We start from the raw sequence: 24,678 nt of genomic DNA on the forward strand, positions 1-24,678 counted from the left end.
CATGAACAACCCCCTGCCCGCCGAGCCCGGCATTCGCGTCACCCTTGCCGAACTGATCGAGATGCGGCACCGGGTGCGCGAAGTACAACTGTTCGCCTCCCCTGGCCAGCGCAGCCCGATGGCGGGCCTGCACCATTCAAAATTGCGCGGCCGCGGCGTGGATTTCGATCAGGTACGGGTCTATCAGGCCGGTGACGATGTGCGCACCATCGACTGGCGCGTCACGGCTCGCACCCAGGAGCCGCACACCAAAATGTTCCATGAAGAGCGCGAACGGCCGATCTTCATTCTCGCCGAACAAAGCCGGCGGCTGTTCTTTGGCTCGGGCCTGATGTTCAAGTCGGTGCTTGCAGCCCAGGCTGCCAGTCTGATCGGCTGGGCGGCACTGGGGCACAACGACCGGGTGGGCGGACTGGTATTCGGCGACCACGAACATTACGAAATCAAACCCCGGCGCAGCAAGCAGAGCCTGCTGCAACTGCTTAACCGTCTGGTACGGGTCAACCAGTCGCTGCACACCGAAGTGCAGTCCGACCGCGATGCCCTGGGCATGGCGCTGATCCGGGCGCGGGAAGTGCTGCGCCCCGGCAGCCTGGTGATTGTGATTTGCGATGAGCGCGCGCTCACCGACGCCGCCGAGCAGCAACTGAGCCTGTTGGCCCGCCATTGCGACTTGATGCTGCTGCCGCTGTCCGACCCGCTGGACCACGCCCTGCCCGCTGCCGGACTGCTGCGCTTTGCCGAACGCGGAGCACAGCTGGAGCTGGACACCCTCAACTACGACTTGCGTCAGGCCTATCGCGCCCAGGGCGAAGCACGTATTGCGCGCTGGGCGTTGCTGGCACAAAAATTGAGCGTGATGCTGATGCCGTTGAGCACACAAAGTGAAATGATCGAGCAATTGCGTGAATACCTGAACGCCAAACGCCCCGGCAAACCATTATGAAAGACCTGGAACAGTTGCAGCCCCTGATCCAGCCGCCCGTGATCGGCTTCTGGCCGCCTGCGCCTGGCTGGTGGCTGCTGCTGACCCTCCTTGCGGCCCTGGCCTGGGGCCTGTGGTGGCTACGCCGATATCTGCCGGTCAAGCGCCAGCCGCGCAGGGCCGAGCAGCCTCTGGACCCGGTGCGGCTGGCGGCGCTTGAAGAGCTTGCAGGTTTCCCCAAACCCTATGACGGCGCACCGGCCGGAGCCTGGCTGCAACAACTCAACGGCCTGCTCAAACGCCTGTGCCGCAACCACTACCCCTACAGCCAGAGCCACACGCTCAATGGCCGCAAATGGCTGGCATTCCTCGACAACCGCTGTCCGGCGGCCGGTCTGACGCGCTGGATGGTGCTGGTTGAAGGGGCCTACAAGCCCGAATGCAAGCTTGATGACAAGGCGATTGCCGGCCTCAATCAAGCGGTTGAAACCTGGATTCGCAAACATGTTTGAGTTCGCCTGGCCCTGGCTGTTCGCCCTGTTGCCGCTGCCCTGGCTGATGCGCCTGGTGCTGCCGGCCGCCGACAGCGGCGAGGCCGCACTCAAAGTCAGTTTTCTGTCTGACCTGGAAGAGCTGGCCCGGCGCAAAGCCCGCGCAACAATGCCTTCATTGCGTCAGCAAATTCCGTTTTTGCTCTTATGGCTGCTGCTGCTGACCGCTGCCGCGCGGCCACAGTGGCTGGGTGAGCCACTGCCCATTGCCGCCAGCGGCCGGGATTTGCTGGTGGCGGTGGATGTTTCCGGCTCCATGGACTTCCCCGACATGCAATGGCACAACGAAGACATCAGTCGTCTCGATCTGGTCAAAAGCCTGCTCGGGGACTTCCTGGAAAACCGCGAAGGCGACCGCGTAGGCCTGATCCTGTTCGGCAGTCAGGCCTATCTGCAAGCGCCTTTGACCTTCGACCGCCACACCGTCCACACCTGGCTGGATGAAGCGCGAATCGGCATTGCCGGTAAAAACACCGCCATCGGCGACGCCATTGGCCTGGCCCTCAAGCGCTTGCGCCAGCGCCCGGCACAGAGTCGGGTGTTGATTCTGGTGACCGACGGGGCCAACAACGGCGGGCAGATCGACCCGCTGACTGCCGCCCGCCTTGCCGCCGAGGAAGGGGTCAGAATTTATCCGATCGGCATCGGCGCCGACCCTGCCCAAAGCAGTGCCAAGGGCATGTTCAGCATCAATCCCGGGGTGGATCTGGACGAACCGGCTCTGCAGGAAATTGCCAAAGTCACCGGCGGTCAGTACTTCCGGGCCCGCGATGGTCAGGAGCTGGCCGCCATCAAAGACACCCTCGACCGACTGGAGCCCGTCGCCCAGCAGCCGACCCAGGCCCGTCCGGTACAGGCACTTTACAGCTGGCCATTGGCCGGTGCCCTGCTGCTGAGCGTGTTGCTGGTGATACGGGAACTGTGGCCAAACAATCCACTGCAACGCTGGCTGAGCAAGGAACATTTTCTGCAACAACATCCTCACTGGCGTTCGCAGCTCAAACGTCTGCGTCTGCGGAGGCGCCGATGAGCACGCTCTGGCCCCACTGGTTCCGTCCCGAATGGCTGTTGCTCTTGCCGCTGCTGTGCTGGTTGCTGTGGAAACTCTGGCACCGACAAAAACGTGCGGGGCGCTGGCAGATGATTCTGCCGGTGGCCTTCCATCGCGTACTGCTCAGTGGCGGCAGCGGGCGTAACAGCAAACTGCCCTGGATCGCCCTGGGACTGGCCTGGCTGCTAGCCCTGCTGGCACTGCTGGGCCCAAGCTGGGAGCGGGTTGAGCAATCCACCCAAAAGCCTGCCGATCCGTTGGTGGTGATCTTGCAGCTCACTCCGGAGATGCTGGCCACGGACAAAAATCCAAACCGGCTGGAGCAGGCGCGACGCAAACTCTACGACCTGTTGCAAAGCCGCAGCGATGCGCAAACGGCCGTCATTGTCTACGCCGGCAGCGCCCATACCCTGGTGCCGCTGTCCGATGACCTGTCCACCAGCCGCAACCTGCTCGAAGCGCTCAAGCCCTCCATCATGCCGCAGCCGGGCCATCGCGCCGATCTGGCGGTGGCCAAAGCCCTCAAGCTGCTGGATCAGGGGGCCCTGGGCCAGGGCCGCTTGCTGCTTATCACCTCATCGCTCAGCGAACAGGAGCGCGAGGGCATCAGCCAGGTCTTGAAGGGCCATACCCCGCAGTTGCTGATGCTCGGCATCGGCAGTCGTGAGGGTGCGCCGGTGGTTGATGAAAACGGCCAGTTTCTCAAGGACGACCAGGGCGCCATCCTCATGCCCCGTCTCGACAGCGCGGCCCTGCGGGCCTTCGCCCTCGAAGTTGACGGCCGCTACCGCCAGGCGCGCCTGGACGACAACGACTTGCGCGGCCTGGGCCTGCTCGACGGGCCCCGGCAGTTACGCAATAACGGCCAGACCCTGCAGCTGGACACCTGGGCCGACCAGGGCTACTGGTTGCTGCTGCCACTGTTGCTGTTGGCAGCCTGCGCAGGCCGCCGCGGCTGGCTGCTGTGCCTGCCGTTGTTATTGATGCTGCCCCAGCCCGGTTACGCCATGAGCTTCACCGACCTGTGGCTGCGCCCCGACCAGCAAGGTCAGCGTTTACTGGAGCAGAAGAAACCGTTGCAAGCCGTCGAGCACTTCGAGGACGCGCAATGGCAAGGCGTTGCCCTGTATCAAGCGGGCGATTACGCCGCTGCGGCTCAGCGCTTTGCCGAGTCCAACACCGCCAGCGCCCACTATAATCGCGGCAATGCGCTGGCCAAGGGCGGTCAACTGGAAGCGGCCATCGACGCCTATGAACAAGCCCTGGAGTTGCAACCGGACTTGCAGGTAGCGGCACAGAACAAAGCCCTGATCGAAAAAGTGCTCGAACAAAAAAACGCCGAGGCCACTCCGCCGGCCGACAACAAACCCGAGACTGACTCAGAACCGGAACCGGCGCCTGCCATCAGCACCCGTAACAGCAGCGCCTCGGGTGACAGCGCGCAGCAGCAGGAAAACAGTTCGGCCACCGAGCCGGATGCTGCGGCAAACAACAACGATTCCCCGGAACCGCCTCCGCCAGCCAGCAATCCAGAGCCCGGCAGCGAATCCACCGACGATACGACCACCCGCCCCCCGGCGCCGACGTCAGACCACCTGGACGAGGAGCATCGCCAGGCACTGGAACAATGGCTCAGACAGATTCCCGACAACCCCAGCGAATTGTTGCGACGGAAATTTTGGTACGAACAGCAGCAACATCAGGACTCGCCCCAATGAACCGCATTTGCGCCTTGCTTCTCCTGCTCTGCTGCTGGACCGTGCCGGCCCATGCGCTCGGGCTGGTTGCCAGTGTTGATCGCAATCAACTCAACTCCGGCGAAACCGTCGAGCTGACCCTTCAATCAAACGACGCCACCCTGTTCGGCAAACCGGATCTGACACCGCTCCAGGCCCTGTTCGATGTCCGGGGTACGCGCCAGGTCAACCAACTGACCGACCTCAGCGAAGACAACAAGGCCAACACCCGCTGGATCATCACCTTGCAGCCCAAAAGCACCGGCACCGTGATTATTCCGCCGCTGCAGGTCGGTGCCTACCACAGCCTGCCCATCAGCCTGACGGTCACTCAAAGCATCCGCAGCGACAACGAGCTGGCGCCGGTATTTATCGAAGCCGTCCTCGACCAGCCAAGCGTCTACGTTCAGGCCCAGGCAATACTGACCCTGCGCATCTACCACTCGGTGGCCCTGTACGACGACAGCAGCCTGACCCCCTTGCACCTGACAGACGCCATTGTCGAACAACTGGGCGAGTCGCGGACCTACGAGAAATTGATCAATGGGGTACGCCACGGCGTGATTGAACTGCGCTACGGCATTTACCCGCAGAAAAGCGGCGAGCTGATCATCCCGGCCCAGACGTTCAGCGCTACCCAGGTTGACAGCCAGCAAGCCGCCGCCCCTGCCCCGCTGGGCCCCAAGCCTGGAAAAATGGTGCATGTGAGCACAGCCGACATCCCGCTGACGGTCAAACCCAAACCTGCGGACTATCCGGCCAACTCGCCCTGGCTGCCAGCACGCAGCCTTAGCGTCAGTGAGTCGTGGAACCCCGAGCCGGATCACTGCCAGGTCGGCGAATCATTGACCCGTACCCTCACCCTCAAGGCTGAAGGTCTGTCCAGCGCCCAGCTGCCGCCCCTGCCCGCCACCGATGTAAACGGATTGCGCCGCTACCCGGACCTGCCGCAACTGAGCAATCAGATCACCGAAAACGGCCTGGTGGGCAGCCGTGAAGAACGCGAGGCTCTGGTCCCCTCCCGGGTCGGCCAGGTTGAATTGCCTGCCGTCGAAGTGGTCTGGTGGAACACCCATGAAGACAGCCTGGAACGTAGTTACCTGCCTGCACGGACCTTACAGGTAGCCGCCAACCCGAATCTGGCGCTGGATACACCGGTCAGCACCCTGCCTGCGGCAATGAATGACGACTCCACATTGTGGCTCTGGCAACTGAGCACCTTTATCCTCGCCTGCACCACCCTCGCAGGTTTCGGCCTGTGGTGGCGCGCGCGCTGGCAGCCGGCCATTTTACGGGCCGCGCAAACCGGTCCCAGCCCCCGCACCCTGCTCGATGATCTCAAGCGTGCCTGCCTTGCCAACGACCCGCAGGCCACCCGCCAGGCACTCGATGCCTGGGCCCGGCAACAGCCGGAAACCCTGGCCGAAATGGCCGCGCGGTTTGTACTGCTGTCCGATGCCCTGGATGGTCTCAATGGCGCGCTCTACAGCGAAACCGGTCAGCACTGGCAGGGTGAAGAACTGTGGAAGGCCATTCGCAGCATTCCTGCCGCCGAACGTGAGCACGATGCGGGCAGCGAGCCGAGCAGCCTGCCACCGCTCTACCCCAAATAATTTCCAGCCGGCCCCGCGCCCGTGTGTGTACCGGGGCCGGTTTTGCGTCCAGCCTGCGCTGGACGAAGCCCATTTTTTACGGACTCTGTCATGCGCCTGTTTCACACTTCCGACTGGCACCTGGGGCAAAACCTCCATGGCCAGGAACGCGACTTCGAACACGCTTGCTTTCTGAGCTGGCTATTGAGCCAACTGGCCGATCAGCAACCGGACGTGCTGCTGATTGCCGGTGACATCTTCGACACCGTCAACCCGCCGGTCAAAGCCCAGGAACGGCTCTACGACTTTATCGTCAGCGCCCATGAGCAACAGCCCGGCCTGACCATCGTGATGATTGCCGGCAACCACGACTCCGGATCCCGGATTGAGCTGCCGGCGCCCTTGATGCGCCGCCTGCGGGCCCATGCCCTGGGCCGGGTGCTGTGGCTCGACGACGGGCGGCTGGACGCAGAACGCCTGCTGATCCCGCTCCCGGATGCCTCTGGCGAAATTGCCGGCTGGTGCCTGGCGCTGCCGTTTCTGCGGCCCGCCGAAGTCACCGGCGCCCATCTGGGGGATGACTACCTGCGCGGCATCGGCCAGGTCCATGAATGGCTGATCGCCGCCGCCAACGCCCGGCGCAAGCCAGGCCAGGCCCTGATCGCCATCAGCCATGCGCACATGGCCGGCGGTTCGGTCTCGCAAGACTCCGAGCGCAGCCTGATCATCGGCAACGCCGAAGCCCTGCCCGCCAGCCTGTTCGGCCCCAGCATCAGCTATGTCGCCCTGGGGCATTTGCATAAACCCCAGCGAGTGAATGGTGAAGAACGCATTCGCTACTGCGGATCTCCAATTCCGTTGTCATTCTCGGAAATCGGCTACCAACATCAAATCCTCGATGTGCAACTGGATGGCGAAACCCTGGTCAGTGTCGAACCGCGCCTGATCCCGCGGGCCGTCAACCTGCAGCGCATTGGCCCGGCCCCCTTGGCGCAAGTCCTTGAGCAACTGGCCGAACTGCCGGACATCGACTTGCTGGCCGATCCCCAGCGTCAGCCCTGGCTCGAAGTACGGGTCAAACTTGACGAGCCGCAACCCGATCTGCGCCAGCAAATTGAAACCGCGCTGCAGGGAAAATCGGTTCGCCTGGTGCGCATCGCTGCCGAGTACGCCGGCAGTGGTCGGCGCGCCGACGAGGATGACGCCAATGGCCTGATCGAACTCGATCAACTGACTCCCCGGGAACTGTTCAGCCGCGCCTGGCAGGAAAATTACGGCAGTGAAGCCGACGAGCAAACCCTCAACGACTTCGCGCTGTTGCTGCAAGAAGTACAGCTGGAAGGTGAACAACCATGAAAATCCTGGCCATTCGCCTGAAGAACCTCGCCTCGCTGGCCGGCCCCTTTGAGCTGGACTTCACCGCCGAGCCCCTGGCCAGTGCCGGACTGTTTGCCATAACCGGCCCCACCGGGGCCGGCAAAAGTACCTTGCTCGACGCATTGTGCCTGGCACTGTTTGGTGCCGTTCCGCGCCTGAGCAACACCGGGCGCGATGCCAAGGTGCCGGATGCCGATGGCGAAGTGGCCACCGGCGACCCTCGTACCCTGCTGCGTCGCGGCACCGGTGAAGGCTATGCCGAAGTCGACTTTGTCGGCATCGACGGCCGCCGTTACCGGGCCCGCTGGGAAGCCAACCGCGCCCGGGAGAAAGCCGCCGGCAAACTGCAGGCCAGCCGCCAAAGCCTGCGCGACCTCGACAGCGACCAACTGCTGGCCAGCCAGAAAGGCGATTACAAAGTGCAGCTCGAAGCGCGTCTGGGGCTCAACTTCGAGCAGTTCACCCGCGCCGTGATGCTGGCCCAGAGCGAGTTCAGCGCCTTTCTCAAAGCCGATGACAACGAGCGCAGCGAACTGCTGGAAAAACTTACCGACACCGCGCTCTACACCCGCCTGGGTAAACGGGCCTTCGACAAGGCCAAAGAAGCCCGGGACAACCACAAGCAGTTGCTGGACCAGGCCGTTGGTGTGACCCCCTTGACCCCTGAAGCCCGCGCCGAACTGGACCAGCAGTACGACGAAGCCCGGCAACAGCTGAAAAACCGGCAGAGCCAGCTCAAACAGCTGGAGCAACAGCACAGCTGGCTTAAAACCCTGCGCGAGCTGCAAGAGCAACAACAGAGTGCCGCCGAGCAACTGCAACAGGCGCAAACCCTGTGGCAGAGCCAGGCCGACCAGCGCCAGACCCTCAACCTGCTGGAGCAATTGGCACCGCAACGCCATCAATTTGCCCGACTGGCCGAGCTTGAGGCACAGCTCAGCCCGCTGGCCGCACACATTGCTGCTCATCTGCAGCAACAAACCGCACTCAACCAGCGCCAGGGGCAACTGCAACAAGCGCTACAAACAGCGCAACTGGAGGCCACCCAGGCTCAGGCCCGACAACGCGAGTGCGCACCCCGGGTGCAGCAGGCACATTTGGCCCAGGCCAACCTCAGTCGCCTGACGCAAGCCCTCGACGCCCAGCAAGTCCTCATGCAACAAGCGCAACAGGCCTGTGACGAGGGCCAGCAAGGGCTGGCCCGGATGGTCGAGCACCAGCAACAAGGTGCCGGGCGCATTGAGCACATCACCCGGCAACTGGAGCAAAGTGCTGAACTGACGCCATTGGCCAATGCCTGGGACGCCTATCGCCCGCGCCTGCAGCAACTGGTACGCCTGAGCAACAACCTCGGCACCGGTAATAAAGAACTGCCCGCCCTTGAACAACGGGCGCAGCTGGCGGCGCAACAACTCAACGAATTGCGCAACACTCTGGAAATACTGTTCCAGGAGGCCGAAGCCGAGCCGCAGGCCGTCAATGAGCAAATCCAGACCCTGGGCAGCCTGCTCTCCGACAACCATCAGCAACAACGCGCGTTCGAAGACTTGCAGCGCCTGTGCAGCAGCCAGCTTGCACTGGAGGCCCGCTTGCAGGGGTTACAACTCAAGCTGCAGACCCTGCAGACCGAACGCGAACAGCTGATCGAACAAGGCACCGCGACCAAGAAACAATTCGAGTCGGCCGAGCAGGCCCTGCTGGTCACCCAACAGCTACTGGAACGCCAGCGACTGGCTCGCAGCGCCAGCGTCGAAGAACTGCGCGCCCGGCTGCAGGATGACCAGCCGTGTCCGGTTTGCGGCAGTCATGAGCACCCCTATCACCAGCCAGAAGTACTGTTGCAGAGCCTTTCACGCTTTGACGAGGAAGAAGAGGCCAGCGCCCGCAAGGTGGTCGACGGCCTTAAAGAAACCTTGATTCAGTTGCGCGAAAAAGTCGGCGGGGTGAACGCCCAGCACCGCGAGTTCCTCCAGCAACATCAGCACATCCTCGACGAACAACAGGCCCTGGCTCCCGGCCTTGAGGCGCATCCGCTGTATCCGCAATGGCTGGCACAAGATCCGGCCAGGCGTGAGCAGTGGCTGACCCAGCGCCTGGGCCAGTTGCAACACAGCATCAACCAGGATCAACAGCGCCAGAACACCCTGCTGGCCCTGCAAAAAGAAGCCGCACAATTACAGCAGCAAGTGCAGCGCAGTACCGAGGCCAGCCAGATGGCCGCGCAACAGCTGGCCGAGCAACGCCTGCACCTGCAAGCCGACAAGCAGCGCCTTGGCGATGAGCTGGCGGAATTCGCCGGCCTGTTGCCCGAGGCGACTCTCGCAGCGCTGCGCGATAATCCGTCAGCCTGTTTTATGGCGCTTGACCAGCAAGTGGCCGATCGACTGGCGCAACTCGAGCAACTGCGCGATGAACAATCGGAGCAGGCGCAACGGGAGAGCCAAATCGAGCGGGCGCAGTATCAGCAAGCCAATATCACTAAAGAGCTCGAAACCCTGCAACGCAGCGTGCTCGAACTGACCGCGCAACAGCAGTCGGGCCACCAGGCCCTCCATGAGCTACTGGGCGATTACAGCAGTGCGCAACTATGGCAACACAGCCTGGAACAGGCAGTGGAACAGGCCCGTGTGGCCCAGACCGAAGCAGAGCAGGCCGTGCAGACCTGCGCCAACCAGTTGCTGCAACTGACCGCCGAGCTCAAGGCGCAACAGCAACACCAGCACGCACTGCAACAGGAACACAGCACCCTCAGTGCTCAGGTTGCGCAATGGCGTGCGCAGCACAGCGAACTGGATGACAGCCGTTTGCAACAGTTGCTGAGCATTGACGAAGCGCAATTGCGTCAGTTGCGCCTGCAACTGCAAAACAGCGAGAAGGCCGTAGAGCAAGCCCGCGTTCTGTTGCAGGAGCGCGACCAACGTCTGAATCAGCATCAGGCCCAGGCCAACGGCAACCTTGACGCCCAGGCACTGGACAGCGCCCTGAATGAGCTGCACGGCCTGATCAACACCAGCGAACAGCAATCTGCGGAGTTACGTGCCCGGCAAGCCGAAGACCAGCGCCGCCAGGAGGCCAACCAGGCACTGGCGCAACGCATCAGCCAGGCCTATGACGAATGGCAGCGCTGGGCACGGCTCAATACCCTGATCGGTTCCGCCACCGGCGACACCTTCCGCAAAATCGCCCAGGCCTACAACCTCGATTTGCTGGTGCACCACGCCAATGCACAGCTGCGCCAACTGGTGCGCCGCTATCGCCTCAAACGCGGCGGCAGCATGCTCGGCCTGCTGGTAATGGATACCGAAATGGGCGACGAACTGCGTTCAGTCCACTCGTTGTCCGGCGGTGAGACCTTCCTGGTGTCACTGGCTCTGGCCCTGGGTCTGGCGTCAATGGCGTCCAGCACGCTGAAAATCGAATCACTGTTTATCGACGAAGGCTTCGGCAGTCTCGATCCCGAGTCGCTGCAACTGGCAATGGATGCCCTCGATGGGCTGCAGGCCCAGGGCCGCAAAGTCGGAGTGATTTCCCATGTCCAGGAAATGCACGAGCGCATCCCCGTGCAAATTCAAGTGCGCCGTCAAGGCAACGGCCTGAGCACCGTGGAGGTCAAATGACCCTGCTTTATTCCTTCCGTCGCTGCCCCTATGCCATGCGGGCGCGCATGGCCTTGCACTACAGCGGCGTACCGGTGTCGATTGTGGAAGTCAGCCTCAAGGCCAAACCTGCCGAAATGCTGGCAGCCTCGCCAAAAGGCACAGTACCGGTACTGGTGTGTGCCGATGGCAGGGTCATCGAACAAAGCCTGGACATCATGCACTGGGCACTTGAGCAGCATGATCCGGAGCATTGGCGACAAGGGGCCTGGGGGGAGCTGATTGAAGAAAACGACAGCCGCTTCAAGGCCAGTCTGGATCGTTACAAATACGCCAACCGATATCCCGAATACCCGATGGAGTATTACCGGGGCCAGGGGGAAGCCTTTTTACAACGCCTGGAAGATTTGCTTGAACAGACGCCGTATCTCGCCGGGCCGCGATTGAGCCTGGCTGATGTGGCCCTTGCGCCATTTGTGCGGCAGTTTGCCCACGTCGATCGGGACTGGTTCGAGCAAGCCCCCTACCCGCGCCTGAGAGCGTGGCTGGAGCGGTTTCTGGCAAGCGAGTTATTCACCTCAATCATGGCCAGGTCCTGAACCCAAAACTGCAGGAGCGAGCTTTTCCTGGATCAAAAGCTCGCGAGGCAAGCTCGCTCCTACAAGGCTTCAAGGGCAACGTCAGTCCTTACCGCGCACCATGCTTTGCAGCACCCCGTCCCGGCGAATCCAGCCATGGAACAACGCCGCCGCCAAATGCAGCAATACGGTAAAAAACAGCAAATACGCCAGGTAGGTATGGGCCTTGCGCAAAAAGGCAAAGGTGCCGGGACTGGCCGGCACTATCCCGGGCAGCTGCAAGGAACTGCTGAGCATCACCGGATCACCCGCTGCCGAAATCATCGCCCAGCCCACAATCGGCAAGCAGAACATCAACCCGTACAGCAACAGGTGGGACATCCTGGCCGCCAATACCTGGACCGCCGGCAGATCCGCCGGCAACCCTGGCTGGCGGGTTGAAAAGCGCACAAACAGGCGTACGACTACCAGCAGCAGTATCGCAATGCCCAGAGGCTTGTGCAGATTCAACAGCCATTCATGGCGCTCGGACACCGATGCCGCCATGCCCGCACCAATAAACAACATGGCGATAACCATCACCGCCATCAACCAGTGCAGAAAACGCGCCACCGGGGCGAAATGTGAGACTGGAGCGCTCATGGCCGTTTCTCCTGGGAAAGCTGATCGACTTCACTGGTGCGCCGCAGATACGAACTGGCATAGGCCGCCGAACGTGCCGCCAGCAACGGGTCATCCGAAGGTTCAATGCCCCTTGGCAGGATCAGCGGGTCATAGTTGATATCGCGACATTCTCCCGAGTTCTGTTGCTCGGCCTGTTGCAACACCAGGGTGCCGGCGTTGATCACCTTGCGCCCGGCAGGCCAGGCCTTGCTGGCGTCATTGACCGGGTCACCGGCCTCGGCCAGGGTCAGGTTGAGCTGCCATTTCAGCGGCCCTGCGGCCAGGCGCCGGGTCAGATCCTGTTCCAGATAGTCAGCATCATCGGGCGCCGTGGCGCCCGGGGCATCCTGGCCTTCAGGTACTACGCCCCAGCGCACGGCCTGACGTTGCCCGGCAGCATTGACCAGATAAAACGCATTGATCCCGTTATAGCTTTCGGTGGCGAAGCTGGCTGATGGCTTCGCGGTTTTGACCCACTGCAGGAACGGGGCTGATTCAGGGTGCGCCGCAAAAAACCCGGGCATGGCCCCGGGCCGGGGTTTACCGGTTGCCGGATCCGGCGCGCCGGCTTGCAGCATCTGGTAGAACGCCTCGGGGGTGCCCACTGCAAACACCGGCATGCTGTTCATGCCCGTGCGCCATTGCTGGCCGTTGGCCTCGGTGAAGCGCAGCGCCAGGCTGCGTATCGGCACACTGCTGTCGGGCGCGTACGGATTGCCGCTGGGCAAGGCAAAGCGCCCCACCACCGGGGTGCGCCCGTCCTCGAAAACCTGGGCCCGGGACAAACCCTGGGCATTGCCGTTGCTCTGGAAATACCCCACCACACAGATACCCTTGGCATGGTTGCGTCGGTACCCCGGATACACACCGTTGTTGTGCTCCAGCGCATTGACCAGGGTTTTAGGGCGCAGGCGTTGGGAATCCAGCGTGCCGTTGACGTAATAAAACGCCCCGGCCATGACCACCACAACAACACCGATCCCGGCCAGACGCAGCATCACACTGGCCGGGCTCAACGGTGGCTTGGCAGGCCGCACGGGCGGCAATTGATCTACCATAAAAAACTCCAGGGCCACGGGGCCGTCAGGTGGATTGCCTATGAGACGAAGGCCGGACCGGCTTATTCCCGCGGTAGAGGAAAGTTTTTCAGGCATTTATTTTTGCTCCTCGGGAATAACCATCAATCCTGGTCGTCTGCATGCTGATGACCCCGACTAACAGACCAACGCCTTGCAGGTCCCAATGTCACCCTTTGACGAGCAACTGCGCGAACTGATCCCGCGCCTCAGGCGATTTGCCCTGTCGCTGACACGCCACTCCAGCAATGCCGACGATCTGGTGCAAACCTGCCTGGAACGGGCACTGGCCAGCGTGGCGAGCAAACGTCCCGAAGGCGATTTGCGGGCCTGGCTATTCACTATTTTGTATCGCCAGTTTGTCGACAACCATCGGCGCTCGCGGCGCTATGCCCGCATGCTCGAATTTTTTACCGGGCGCGATGACACTCAGCCCTCAACCGAACGCACAGTCATCGCGCAGTCGACGTTGCAGGCATTCGAACGCCTGGGCACCGAGCAACGGGCGCTGCTGCTGTGGGTATCGGTGGAGGGCATGAGTTACCAGCAAGTGGCCGACATTCTGGAGGTGCCGATTGGCACCGTGATGTCGCGTCTGTCACGCGCACGCCAGGCCTTGCGCCAACTCAGCGAAGGCGAAATCACCCGCCCTGCCCTGCGGAGATTGAAATGATCACCACCCCGCCCAGTGAGCGTGACCTGCACGCTTATGTCGATTACGCGCTCAGCGAAGCTGAACGCCACCAGGTTGAGCAGTATCTGCAGGCCAACCCTGAAGTCGCTGCCCGGGTGCAAGCCTGGCAGCGGGACGCTCAGGTGTTGCGTACGGCGTTGCAGCAAAGCCTGCAGCAGCCGGAAAATCCGGCACTCGACCCCGTAGCCATACGCCAGCGATTGCACCGCCAGTCACGTCGCCAGTGGGCAACAGCGGCAGTGCTGTTAATCGCCGTGAGCATCGGCGGCGTCGGCGGCTGGCAAGCCCGGCAAATCACTCAGGGCTCCGCTGGCTTGCCCATGACCGATGCACTGGCAGCCCATCGCATGTTTGCGCTGCAGGGCTTTCTGCCGGCCGACTACAAGGTGCAGCAAAGCAATGACATGCAGGGCTGGATAGATGGTTATTTCAATCAGGCCGAACGCTTGCCGGACCTGAGCGGTGCGGGCTTCCGGCCGGTCAGCGGGCGATTGCTGACCACCGATCAGGGCGGTGCGGCGATGGTGTTGTACGAGAATGGCCAGGGCCAGCACATCAGCTTCTACATCCGCCCGCCCGGCCCGCAAAACAACCTGTTACCACGGGGCAGCCGGCGCGATGGCGATTTGCAGGCGGACTACTGGTCCGGGCCCGGCTACAACTACGCCATGGTCGGCCCGGCAGACGGCCCAACCACAGAATTGCTCGAGACAGGACACAACCTGTAGCCGCGAATAAAAGCTCAATATTTATTGAGCCCCTGCAGGAGCGAGCTTGCCTCGCGAGCTCTTCCCGGCAAAGCTGAAAAGCTCGCGAGGCAAGCTCGCTCCTACAAGGGGGAGCAGCTCATTTCAGGCTACAACTACGCCATGGTCGGCCCGGCAGACGGCCCAACCACAGAATTGCTCGAAACAGGACACAACCTGTAGCCGCGAATAAAAGCTCAATATTTATTGAGCCCTGCAGGAGCGAGCTCTTCCCGGCAAAGCTGAAAAGCTCGCGAGGCAAGCTCGCTCCTACAAGGGGGGGCAGGTCTTTTCAGGATTGGGTTTTATGGTCCAGGGCGGCGTAGAAGTTAGCGCTTTGCTGCAGGTACTTCTGGGTATAGCTGGGGGATTTTTTGTCGCTCATGAGCACGCTGGCACTGGCAGGCAGGGCCACGGTGGCAGAGATGGCGGAAGCAGCAATCACGGAGAAAAGATTGAAATTCATGGCGGTAACCCTCGACGATTCAGTTGGCTTGCTTGCCTTTTCAGGCCGTGGAACCAACTTAACGCCAAGGGTCATCCCGCAGAAATTCATTGCAGCACTAGCCTCTATCAGCAGGATTAATAGAGGGCTGCAAGCCCCTGATTACGGGCGTTTGATGAATTTCAGATCTGAAGGCGCATCCATGGCCAGGGTTTGCAGGGTTTTACCCAGCTTGCCGGTCTGCGGGTCGCGCTCCAGCACCACGATGGCATTGCTCATCTGATTGGCGATCAACAGGAACTTGCCGTTGGGGCTCAGGGCAAACTCCCGGGGATGGTCTCCCTCCACCGAACGGCGTTGAATCTCGCTCAGCTCACCGTTCGCCGGATTGATTGCAAATACCAGAATTTCATTGGCCTTGCCGCGGTTGCTCACGTAAAGAAACTTGCCATCCGGCGACGCATGCACCGCACCTGCGGCACGATTTTGCGCTGGCTGGCCGTGGGCCAGTTCCAGTGCCTGGCGCTGCTTGAGCTGACCGTCGGCATAGTCGAACACAAACACCTGGGCACTCATTTCAGTGGTCAGGTACGCGTGCTTGCCGTCCTTGGAGAATAACAAGTGACGCGGACCGCTACCCGCCGGCAACTCGACATAGGCCGGGTCGGCAGCCACCAAAGGATGCTCTGGGTTGGCCGCCGGATCGTACTTGTAGACAAAAACCTTGTCGGCCCCCAGGTCACTGGCGAATACAAACTTGCCGTCCGGTGAAGACACCACCGAATGCACGTGTGCCGACATCTGGCGCTCAGGGTTTACCCGGCTGGCCGGATGGCTGCTCATCTGGGTCACAGACTGCAACTCGCCCCGGGCGTTTATCGGCACCACCGCCAGGCTGCCGCCCGGATCGGCGTGCACACCGTAGTTGGCAACAAACAGGTAGCGCTCGTCGCCGCTAAGGCTGGAATGGGTCGGCTCTTCGCCCAGGGTCTTGACCTGGTTGATCAGGTTCAGCTCATTGGTTTTCGGATCGATCGACAAACTGCTGACACGCCCCACCACATCGGCCTGGCCCTGCCCGTTTTCATTGACCACAAACAGGCGGCTTTGATCCCGAGATAAAGTCAGCCACGAAGGGTTGGTGGCCTTGAACACTTGCAGCGGCTCGGGGGTGAGCCGCCCGCTCTGACTGTCGAACTGTAAACGGTAAATCCCCTGGCTCTTGCCCTGGGTATAGGACCCTACCAGCAGCTCGACCTCAGACCCGAAGGCCGCCTGCGCCGACATGGCGCCAATGCTTGAAGCCATCAACAAGGGTAACCATTTAAACTTCATCAACCACCTCAGTGTCATCGTCGTCATTGCTCGCGCTAAATGCGCTGAGGCAAACCAGGCGGTGCTCACCCGAGTCGCCGGTCAGGGTCCAGCTTTTCAATGCTTCGTCAAACACGGCTGCATCCAGCTGTGCGAGAGTGAAGCTCCAACGCTTTTCGGCACGACCATCCATGCACTTGATGAGCAACTGCACATCGTCCAGAGAAAAATCCCAGGCATGCAGCCCGTCAATTTCCAGCATGTCACTGGTTTCAAGGGCTGCACGCAAGGTCTGGTTTGAATCGCTCATTAATCTATCACCTGTTGGAAAGGCGTAATGATAGGTCAAACCTGCGTACTAACCCATGGATGAATAGCTCTGGCGGCTGATTAATGATCGCTAGCCGGACGGGCACTGGCGGCAAACTCATCGGGCTTGAGCGCATGTTTGCGCTCCAGGGTGCGATACACCACCACCGTCAGCAACAGCCCGAACACCATCACCCCCGAAAGGAAGTACAGGCCCGACGCCAGGTTGCCGGTGTGTTCCTTGAGCGCACCTATCACGAACGGTCCTATATAGCCGCCCAGGTTGCCCACCGAGTTGATCAGGGCTATCCCGGCGGCAGCACTGGCACCGGCAAAAAAGCGCCCGGGCAAGGTCCAGAAAATCGCCGTGCAGGAGAACAACGAGAAAGCCACCAGGCACAGAGCCCCCAGTTGCAGTGCCGGAACCGTCAGCCATGCACTCAGGAACAGACCGATCGCCCCCAGCACATACAGGCCGCCCAGGTGACCGTAACGGTCATTCAGGCGATCCGAACTGCGGGGAATGATCAGCAAGCCGATGATGCCGAAGATGTAGGGCACCGAGGACACGAAGCCGGTTGTCAGATCGCTGCCACCAAACTGCTTGATCAGCGTCGGCAGCCACAGGCCCAGGCCGTAGATGCTCAGGGTGACGGGTAGATAGAACAGCGCCAGCAGCAACACCCGCTTGTCTTTCAAAGCATGCAGCGGATTACCGTGGCGGGTCTGGCCGTATTGCTGCAGGTCTTTTTCCAGCTCCCCCAGCAGCCAGCTCTTCTCGTCCCGGGTCATCCAGTTGACCTGTTGCGGGCCGTCCGGCAGGTAGCGCAGTACCGGCCAGGTCAACAGGATGGCCGGCATGCCGATGACAATGAACAACCATTGCCAGCCATGCAGCCCCAGCACCCCGTCCATGCCCAGCAGGCCGCCGGACACCGGGCCGGTGATCATCATGGCGATGGGTTGCGAGAGGATGAACAGGCCCAGGATCTTGCCGCGATGGCGCACCGGGAACCACTGGGTGATGTAGTACAGCACGCCAGGAAAGAAGCCTGCCTCGGCGACACCGAGCAAAAAGCGCATCACGTAGAAACTCTGCGGCCCCTGGACAAAGGCCATGCCGATGGTGATCGCGCCCCAGGTCAGCATGATCCGGGCGAACCAGCGCCGGGCGCCAAAGCGCTCCAGCATCAGGTTGCTGGGGATCTCCATCAAGAAGTAACCGATAAAGAACAACCCGGCACCCAGGCCGTAGGCCGCATCGCCTATGCCGATGTCTGCGCCCATATGCAGCTTGGCGAAGCCCACGGCAGAGCGGTCCACATAGGCAATCAGGTACAGCAGGATCAGAAACGGAATGAGTTTTAGCGTGATGCGGCGGATAAGCCCGGATTCCTGGCTCATGTGACGGTCTCCCATTGTTTTTGTTATGGCACCTCTGGAGTGGCCTCAGGCGGGAAAATGCCAGGATCAGCTCTCAGTTGAATCGGACTATATAGTAATACTATTTACCCAACAACACTTCCAAACAGAGCCATTTAGCGCTAAGTTCTGCCACAGAAAATAAATTAGTCATACAATAAGAGAGGCCGCAATGTCTGACAAAACCCCTCCACTGCGTTCCGCCCAATGGTTTGGCAGCGCAGATAAAAACGGTTTCATGTACCGCAGCTGGATGAAGAACCAGGGCATTGCCGACCATCAGTTCCAGGGCAAGCCGATCATCGGCATCTGTAACACCTGGTCAGAGCTGACCCCGTGCAACGCCCACTTCCGCACCATTGCCGAACACGTAAAACGCGGTGTGATCGAGGCCGGAGGGTTTCCGGTGGAGTTTCCGGTGTTTTCCAACGGTGAGTCGAACCTGCGCCCTACTGCCATGCTCACCCGCAACCTGGCCAGCATGGACGTGGAAGAAGCGATTCGCGGCAATCCGATTGATGGCGTAGTGCTGCTGACCGGCTGCGACAAAACCACCCCGGCCCTGTTGATGGGCGCAGCCAGTTGCGATGTGCCGGCCATCGTGGTCACCGGCGGGCCGATGCTCAATGGCAAGCACAAGGGCAAAGATATCGGCGCCGGCACCATCGTCTGGCAAATGCACGAGTCCTATAAGGCCGGCAATATCAGCCTTGACGAGTTCCTGTCCGCTGAAGCCGGCATGTCACGCTCGGCAGGCACCTGCAACACCATGGGCACCGCCTCCACCATGGCCTGCATGGCCGAAGCCCTGGGCACTTCGTTACCGCACAACGCGGCGATCCCTGCGGTGGATTCACGGCGCTATGTCCTGGCGCACATGTCCGGCATGCGCGCCGTGGCAATGGTTCGCGAGGACTTGCGCCTGTCCAAGGTGCTGACCAGAGAAGCCTTTGAGAATGCGATTCGGGTCAACGCCGCCATTGGCGGCTCGACTAACGCGGTGATCCACCTTAAAGCCATCGCCGGACGCATCGGCGTCGATCTGGAGCTGGACGACTGGACCCGCATCGGCCGCGGCACCCCGACCCTGGTTGATCTGCAGCCTTCCGGGCGCTTCTTGATGGAAGAGTTCTACTATGCCGGCGGCCTGCCTGCGGTACTGCGCCGACTGGGGGAAAACAACCTGATCCCGCACCCGGACGCCCTGACCGTCAATGGCAAGAGTCTGTGGGAAAACGTCAAGAACTCGCCGATTTATGGTGACGACGAAGTCATCCGTGCCATCGAAAACCCGCTGGTGGCCGATGGCGGTATCTGCGTGCTGCGCGGCAATCTGGCACCACTGGGGGCCGTGCTCAAACCATCGGCGGCGACCCCGGCGCTGATGAAGCATCGTGGTCAGGCCGTGGTGTTCGAGAACTTCGACATGTACAAGCAGCGCATCAACGATCCGGATCTGCAAGTCACTGCCGACTCGATCCTGGTGATGAAAAACTGCGGGCCCAAGGGTTATCCGGGCATGGCCGAAGTCGGCAACATGGGCTTGCCTGCCAAGCTGCTGGCCCAGGGAGTGACCGATATGGTGCGCATCTCCGATGCCCGCATGAGCGGCACCGCCTACGGCACCGTGGTCTTGCATGTGGCACCGGAAGCGGCAGCCGGAGGGCCTCTGGCGGCGGTTCAGGAAGGTGACTGGATCGAACTGGACTGCGCCGGCGGGCGCCTGCATCTGGATATCCCGGATGCAGAACTGGCGGCCCGTCTGGCCGATATTCCACTGCCACAGAAACTGCTGATCGGTGGTTACCGCCAGCTCTATATCGACCACGTGATGCAAGCCGATCAAGGTTGTGATTTTGACTTCCTGGTGGGTTGCCGCGGCTCCGAAGTGCCGCGCCACTCCCACTAACCCCGGCCCTGCAGGAGCGAGCTTTTCTCCAGCCAGCTGAAGAGCTCGCTCCTGCAGCTTGTTCGACCTTTGCCCATCAGGTTTTGTGCCACCTGTAAAACCTGCGCCTGCTATGATCGGCGCTTTTCAGCCACAGGACCGACCCGCGCCCAATGGATTATCGTCAGCCCTCCGAACGCAAAAGCATGCACGCGCGCATCGTTCAGGAACTCGGCATGCAGATTGTTTCCGGCCGATTGAAACCCGATGACAAGCTGCCCGCCGAAGCCTTGCTGTGCGAAGAATATGCCGTCAGCCGCCCGGTATTGCGTGAAGCCACGCGGGTGCTGGTGGCCAAGGGCCTGGTGTATTCCAGGCCGCGGGTGGGCACCGTGGTCAAGCCGCGCCGTGAATGGCATATGCTCGACCCCGATGTGCTGCACTGGCTGATGCAAAGCTCACCGCAAAACGAGTTTTTTGCCTTGCTGACCAGTGTGCGCAGCATTATCGAGCCCGCTGTTGCCGCCCTCGCCGCCCAGCATGCCACCGAAGATGAGATAGCCTCGATCCGCGAGGCTTATGAGCGCATGGAGCATGCTCAAACCCCCGAAGCCTTGCTGCAACCTGATCTGGATTTTCACAGCCGGATCGCCGACGCGACCCATAACGACCTGTTGTCCAACCTGTGCAACATGCTGTCGCTGGCCTTGCGTGAAGCGTTGAAGCACTCCAATCGCCGGCCTAACCTGCACGAACTGGCGTTGCCCAGGCACAAGGCGATTCTGACCGCGATAGAAAACCACGACGCCCTCGGCGCCCGGCATGCCACCCTGGTGCAGCTGGACGATGCGCGCACCGCGCTGGATGTGGTGTTGGGACAGACGCACTGACGCATCTTTGAACCTGTAGGAGCGAGCTGTTTAAAAAGCTCGCTCCTACAACCGAAGGCCGGATCAGGCCAGGCTTTTGCTGACCACTTCAAACACGTCGCTGGAAAGCTCGCCCGAGCTGCGGATGCGCTCCAGTTCGGCTTTCATCAACGCCTGACGGGCGCTGTCGTATTTGCGCCAGCGGGTCAGTGGCGCCAGTTGCCGCGAAGCAATCTGCGGATTGAAGCCATTGAGCTCAATCACCAGGTCCGCCAGGAAGCGATACCCCGAACCATCCGCCGCATGGAAGTTGATCAGGTTCTGCCCGGCAAAGGCACCGACCAGAGCCCGTACCTTGTTCGGGTTCTTGATGTTGAAGGCCGGGTGCTCCATCAACTGTTTAACCCGCTGCAGACCACCTGGCAAACCGCTGCCCGCCTGCACACTGAACCATTGGTCCATGACCAGCGGATTGTCCTTGAACTGATCGGCAAAGCTGGCCAGCGCCGCGGCCTTTTCAGCCTCGAACGGCGAATTGACCAGTACTGCCAGAGCCGTCAGGCGCTCGGTCATGTTGTCGCTGTGTTCGAACTGCTCCTGTGCCGCGGCCAGCACCTGGGGTTTACCGCTGAGCATCAGGTACGACAGCGCGATGTTTTGCAACGCGCGACGGGCAAAATGTTCGGCTTCGGCCACATACGGCGTGACTTTCGACACTTCACGGTTGCTCTGATAGCGCGCCCACAGGCCGTCAAACAGGCTATCGGCCAGTTGCTTGCGGGCAAACTCACGGGCCACGTGGATGGCTTCTACATCGGCCACTTCGCTGATTTCGGTGAGATAGGCTTCGCCCGGCAGCGACAGCATTTCGCCAATCATCGCCTGATCCAGTTGCTGGTTGCCCAGCACGGTGCGCAAGGCTTCAACCAGACGCTGATCCATGACCAGCGCTGCGCCACGCTGATGCTGGCCAATCAATTCCTGGAGTACCAGCACGGCCAGTTGCTGACCGGCATCCCAACGGTTAAAACCATCGCTGTCATGCTGCATCAGGAACATCAACTGGTCACGGCTGTATGGAAATTGCAGTTTGACCGGCGCCGAAAACTCGCGCAGCAGCGAAGGCAATGGCTGCTCATTGATGCCAACGAAGGTGAAGCTTTGCTCAGCCTCGGTTACGCATAGCACGCGGCTGGTGCCGCAAGCCGCCGGTTCACCCTTGAGTTGCAGCGCGATTTCTGCGCCCCGGGCATCCAGCAGGCCCAACTGCACCGGAATCACAAACGGCAGTTTCTCAACCTTGTCCGGAGTCGCCGGGCAGCTTTGGGCGAACGTCAGGCTGTAGGTTTTCTGTGCTGCGTCATAGTGCTCGCTGACCGCCAGGCGCGGGGTGCCTGCCTGGCTGTACCAGCGCTTGAACTGGCTCAGGTCGGCGCCGTTGGCGTCTTCCATGGCCTTGATAAAGTCATCGCAGGTCACGGCCTGGCCATCATGGCGTTCGAAGTACAGGTCGCTGCCTTTGCGAAAGCCTGCTTCGCCGAGCAGGGTATGGATCATGCGCACCACTTCAGAACCCTTCTCATACACGGTCAAGGTGTAGAAGTTGGAGATTTCGATAAAGCTCTCGGGGCGCACGGCGTGGGCCATGGGGCCGGCGTCTTCGGCAAACTGGTGTGTGCGCAGATACGCCACGTCCTGAATGCGTTTGACCACCCGCGAGTTCATGTCGGCCGAGAACTCGGAGTCACGGAATACCGTGAAGCCTTCCTTGAGCGACAGCTGGAACCAGTCACGGCAGGTCACGCGGTTGCCCGACCAGTTGTGGAAGTATTCGTGGGCAACAATCGCCTCGACCCGCTGATGCGCGGCGTCAGTGGCGGTTTCGGCACGGGCCAGCACGGCGCTGGAGTTAAAGATGTTGAGGCCCTTGTTCTCCATCGCGCCCATGTTGAAATCATTGACGGCCACGATCATGAAAATATCCAGATCGTATTCGCGGCCGTAGGTTTTTTCGTCCCACAGCATGGACTTCTTCAGGCTGGTCATGGCGTGCTGGCATTTGTCGATGTTTTCCGGCTCGACATAGATACGCAGCGCCACAGTGCGGTCGGTCATGGTGATGAAGTTGTCTTCAACGCACCACAGATCTCCGGCCACCAGAGCAAACAGGTAGGCCGGTTTCATGAACGGGTCTTCCCAGGTTGCCCAGTGCCGGCCGTCTTCGTCGGGACCGCTGGCAATCGGGTTGCCGTTGGACAGCAGAACCGGGTAGCTGTGCTGGTCGGCCACCACGGTGGTGGTGAACTTGCTCATCACATCCGGGCGGTCGAGGTAGTAGGTGATTTTGCGAAAGCCTTCGGCCTCGCACTGGGTGCAGAACATCGTGCCGGACTTGTACAGGCCTTCCAGCGCGGTATTGGATTCGGGGTGGATCTTGACGCTGGTATCGACTACGAAATGTTCGGTGCTCGGGTGCAAAATCAGGTGGCTGTCGGTGAGCTGGTAATCAGCCGCCGTCAGCTCGGCGTCGTCGAGCTTGACCGACAACAGCTGCAGTTGCTGACCGTCCAGTTCCAGTGCCGGGAAACCCGCACCACGTGCAGGGTTGCGGCGCATCACCAGTTGCGCATGGACCAGGCTGTGGTCCTCGAACAACTCGAAGGTCAGGTGCGTCTCGTCGATCAGATACTCGGGCGCCTGATAGTCCTTCAGGTAGATCATCTGCGGTTGTTCGGTGCGCATGCTGGAGTCCTTTTACTGATGCACGGCCAGCTGATAGGCCGTGTATTTGCGAATATTGATAACGCCGGTGTCGAAGATCAGGTACTGACCCTTGATCCCCATCAGCGTGCCTTCAACGATCGGATCTTTGTCCAGGTTGAAACTGACGATCTTGCTCGGATACTGCTCCACCGGGTAACGGATCTCAACGGGTTCTGCAGTCGCCAGGGGTTGGACCGCCTGTAACCCGAAACGCTCCTGCAAGGCCTGTATGCCTTCGGCGCAACTCTCGAATAACTGTTCGCGCACCGCCACCAGGTCCACCGGCTCGGCATCGCCCTTGAGCAGTGCGCGCCAGTTGGTACGGTCGCCCACTTGCGAGCGAAACAGGTCCTCGACAAAACCCGATTGCTGACGGGTGGCCACTCGCACAATCGGCAGCGCCTGGCTGGCGCCCTGATCGAGCCAGCGGGTCGGCAACTGGGTGGCACGGGTGATGCCGACCTTGATCCCCGAAGAATTGGCCAGATACACCACGTGGTCGGTCATGCAGAACTGCTCGCCCCACGACGGATCACGGCAGGTGCCTGCATCGTAATGGCAACGCTCCGGGCTCATGATGCACATGTCGCACTGCGCCAGCTTGGTCATGCACGGGTAGCAATAGCCCTGGCTGAAGCTCTTCTTGGTTTTGCGCCCGCAGTGAGTGCAGTTGATCTCACCCAGGTATTCCAGACGCAACCGGGTGCCGATCAAAGGATTGACCGGCAGCTCGGTATCGCCCAGACGAAACGCATATTGAACGGTCGGCGTCTCTAAACTTGCCGACATCTTGCTGATTGCACCGCGACCAATTTCAATCAATGGATAGCATCCGACTTGAACAGGATGTTGGGTACGGGTGCCGATTTCGAGCTGCACTCTTGCGGGCCCATGTAGCCGGTGCGCTGCTCTTCGGGCAGGTTGTTGACTTCCCAGGCGATCATCGCCTGCAGCGACAGCTCGCGCTGCTCGGCAGTGAGCTTGTTGCCGTCGGCCCATTTACCGATTTCAACGGCCAGTTTCAGGCTCTGATAGATCTCGGGAGTGATGTTTTGAATCATTTCGTTGAAAGAGGACATGGTT

General features: G+C 61.0%; 21 protein-coding genes. 12 read left to right on the forward strand and 9 right to left on the reverse strand.

The genetic code is table 11. The features are described from left to right. Position 1: 1 nt before the first annotated feature. The 8 genes from WG29040_RS22505 to WG29040_RS22540 all read left to right on the forward strand — a co-directional run bounded on the left by WG29040_RS22505 (position 2) and on the right by WG29040_RS22540 (position 11,427). A complete protein-coding gene (locus WG29040_RS22505; RefSeq protein ID WP_003444727.1) occupies positions 2–946 on the forward strand; it encodes a DUF58 domain-containing protein in 945 nt (314 codons plus the stop codon). Then, positions 943–1,437 carry a DUF4381 domain-containing protein gene (locus WG29040_RS22510; RefSeq protein ID WP_127196903.1) on the forward strand — a complete coding sequence of 165 codons (495 nt, stop codon included), beginning with the start codon at positions 943–945 and terminating at the stop codon, positions 1,435–1,437. The genes WG29040_RS22505 and WG29040_RS22510 overlap by 4 nt, the downstream gene beginning before the upstream one ends. Then, positions 1,430–2,506, forward strand: a complete 1,077-nt coding sequence (locus WG29040_RS22515) for a VWA domain-containing protein (protein WP_010657353.1) — start codon at positions 1,430–1,432, stop codon at positions 2,504–2,506. The genes WG29040_RS22510 and WG29040_RS22515 overlap by 8 nt, the downstream gene beginning before the upstream one ends. Then, complete coding sequence (locus tag WG29040_RS22520; RefSeq protein ID WP_127196904.1) at positions 2,503–4,245, forward strand: VWA domain-containing protein; 1,743 nt, start codon at positions 2,503–2,505, stop codon at positions 4,243–4,245. Before WG29040_RS22515 ends, WG29040_RS22520 begins: the two co-directional genes overlap by 4 nt. Continuing rightward, positions 4,242–5,876 carry a BatD family protein gene (locus tag WG29040_RS22525; RefSeq protein ID WP_003444734.1) on the forward strand — a complete coding sequence of 545 codons (1,635 nt, stop codon included), beginning with the start codon at positions 4,242–4,244 and terminating at the stop codon, positions 5,874–5,876. Before WG29040_RS22520 ends, WG29040_RS22525 begins: the two co-directional genes overlap by 4 nt. 90 nt (positions 5,877–5,966) lie before the next feature. Continuing rightward, positions 5,967–7,211 carry an exonuclease SbcCD subunit D C-terminal domain-containing protein gene (locus tag WG29040_RS22530; RefSeq protein WP_003444736.1) on the forward strand — a complete coding sequence of 415 codons (1,245 nt, stop codon included), beginning with the start codon at positions 5,967–5,969 and terminating at the stop codon, positions 7,209–7,211. After that, entirely contained in the window at positions 7,208–10,849 is a 3,642-nt protein-coding gene (locus WG29040_RS22535; protein WP_127196905.1) for an AAA family ATPase, read from the forward strand. Before WG29040_RS22530 ends, WG29040_RS22535 begins: the two co-directional genes overlap by 4 nt. Continuing rightward, entirely contained in the window at positions 10,846–11,427 is a 582-nt protein-coding gene (locus tag WG29040_RS22540) for a glutathione S-transferase (RefSeq protein WP_003444738.1), read from the forward strand. Before WG29040_RS22535 ends, WG29040_RS22540 begins: the two co-directional genes overlap by 4 nt. An 81-nt stretch (positions 11,428–11,508) precedes the next feature. On the opposite strand, the gene WG29040_RS22545 is transcribed toward WG29040_RS22540, so the two are convergent. Together WG29040_RS22545 and WG29040_RS22550 are read right to left on the reverse strand one after the other, a co-directional pair. Further along, positions 11,509–12,048: a cytochrome b gene (locus WG29040_RS22545; RefSeq protein ID WP_003444739.1), complete on the reverse strand. Its 540-nt coding sequence runs from the start codon at positions 12,046–12,048 to the stop codon at positions 11,509–11,511. Continuing rightward, the gene (locus WG29040_RS22550; RefSeq protein WP_127196906.1) at positions 12,045–13,127 is read right to left on the reverse strand and encodes a catalase family peroxidase; all 1,083 of its coding nucleotides are present in this window, start codon (positions 13,125–13,127) and stop codon (positions 12,045–12,047) included. Before WG29040_RS22550 ends, WG29040_RS22545 begins: the two co-directional genes overlap by 4 nt. A 184-nt stretch (positions 13,128–13,311) precedes the next feature. Here WG29040_RS22550 and WG29040_RS22555 point away from each other — a divergent pair, with 184 nt between their 5' ends. Next, a complete protein-coding gene (locus WG29040_RS22555; protein ID WP_003444741.1) occupies positions 13,312–13,818 on the forward strand; it encodes a sigma-70 family RNA polymerase sigma factor in 507 nt (168 codons plus the stop codon). After that, a complete protein-coding gene (locus WG29040_RS22560) occupies positions 13,815–14,567 on the forward strand; it encodes an anti-sigma factor (protein WP_127196907.1) in 753 nt (250 codons plus the stop codon). The genes WG29040_RS22555 and WG29040_RS22560 overlap by 4 nt, the downstream gene beginning before the upstream one ends. 310 nt (positions 14,568–14,877) lie before the next feature. Here the strand turns inward: WG29040_RS22560 and WG29040_RS24390 are convergent, their stop codons facing one another. The 4 genes from WG29040_RS24390 to WG29040_RS22575 all read right to left on the reverse strand — a co-directional run bounded on the left by WG29040_RS24390 (position 14,878) and on the right by WG29040_RS22575 (position 18,057). After that, positions 14,878–15,051, reverse strand: coding sequence for a hypothetical protein (locus WG29040_RS24390; protein ID WP_165878381.1), 174 nt, complete (start codon positions 15,049–15,051; stop codon positions 14,878–14,880). Between the two features lie 141 nt (positions 15,052–15,192). Beyond that, complete coding sequence (locus WG29040_RS22565; RefSeq protein WP_127196908.1) at positions 15,193–16,365, reverse strand: lactonase family protein; 1,173 nt, start codon at positions 16,363–16,365, stop codon at positions 15,193–15,195. Further along, entirely contained in the window at positions 16,355–16,654 is a 300-nt protein-coding gene (locus WG29040_RS22570) for a DUF5629 family protein (RefSeq protein ID WP_003444766.1), read from the reverse strand. The genes WG29040_RS22565 and WG29040_RS22570 overlap by 11 nt, the downstream gene beginning before the upstream one ends. Before the next feature lie 80 nt (positions 16,655–16,734). Then, positions 16,735–18,057 (reverse strand): MFS transporter, encoded by a 1,323-nt coding sequence (locus tag WG29040_RS22575; RefSeq protein WP_003444769.1) that lies wholly within the window; start codon positions 18,055–18,057, stop codon positions 16,735–16,737. Positions 18,058–18,247: 190 nt separating this feature from the next. Here WG29040_RS22575 and WG29040_RS22580 point away from each other — a divergent pair, with 190 nt between their 5' ends. Together WG29040_RS22580 and WG29040_RS22585 are read left to right on the forward strand one after the other, a co-directional pair. Next, on the forward strand, positions 18,248–19,984 hold the full coding sequence (locus tag WG29040_RS22580) for an IlvD/Edd family dehydratase (RefSeq protein ID WP_127196909.1): 1,737 nt from the start codon (positions 18,248–18,250) through the stop codon (positions 19,982–19,984). A gap of 152 nt (positions 19,985–20,136) precedes the next feature. Beyond that, entirely contained in the window at positions 20,137–20,853 is a 717-nt protein-coding gene (locus WG29040_RS22585; protein WP_003444772.1) for a FadR/GntR family transcriptional regulator, read from the forward strand. A gap of 63 nt (positions 20,854–20,916) precedes the next feature. On the opposite strand, the gene pepN is transcribed toward WG29040_RS22585, so the two are convergent. The 3 genes from pepN to WG29040_RS22600 are packed head-to-tail and all read right to left on the reverse strand — an operon-like array spanning position 20,917 to position 24,674. Next, a complete protein-coding gene (gene pepN / locus WG29040_RS22590; protein WP_127196910.1) occupies positions 20,917–23,574 on the reverse strand; it encodes an aminopeptidase N in 2,658 nt (885 codons plus the stop codon). 12 nt (positions 23,575–23,586) lie between these two features. Then, positions 23,587–24,417 carry a DUF2797 domain-containing protein gene (locus WG29040_RS22595; RefSeq protein ID WP_010657258.1) on the reverse strand — a complete coding sequence of 277 codons (831 nt, stop codon included), beginning with the start codon at positions 24,415–24,417 and terminating at the stop codon, positions 23,587–23,589. Beyond that, positions 24,414–24,674: a YeaC family protein gene (locus WG29040_RS22600; protein ID WP_003444780.1), complete on the reverse strand. Its 261-nt coding sequence runs from the start codon at positions 24,672–24,674 to the stop codon at positions 24,414–24,416. The genes WG29040_RS22595 and WG29040_RS22600 overlap by 4 nt, the downstream gene beginning before the upstream one ends. Between the last annotated feature and the right edge of the window lie 4 nt (positions 24,675–24,678).

Origin of the sequence: Pseudomonas sp. PAMC 29040 (assembly GCF_003994535.1) — a bacterium.
GTDB classification, from domain to species: domain Bacteria; phylum Pseudomonadota; class Gammaproteobacteria; order Pseudomonadales; family Pseudomonadaceae; genus Aquipseudomonas; species Aquipseudomonas paraversuta.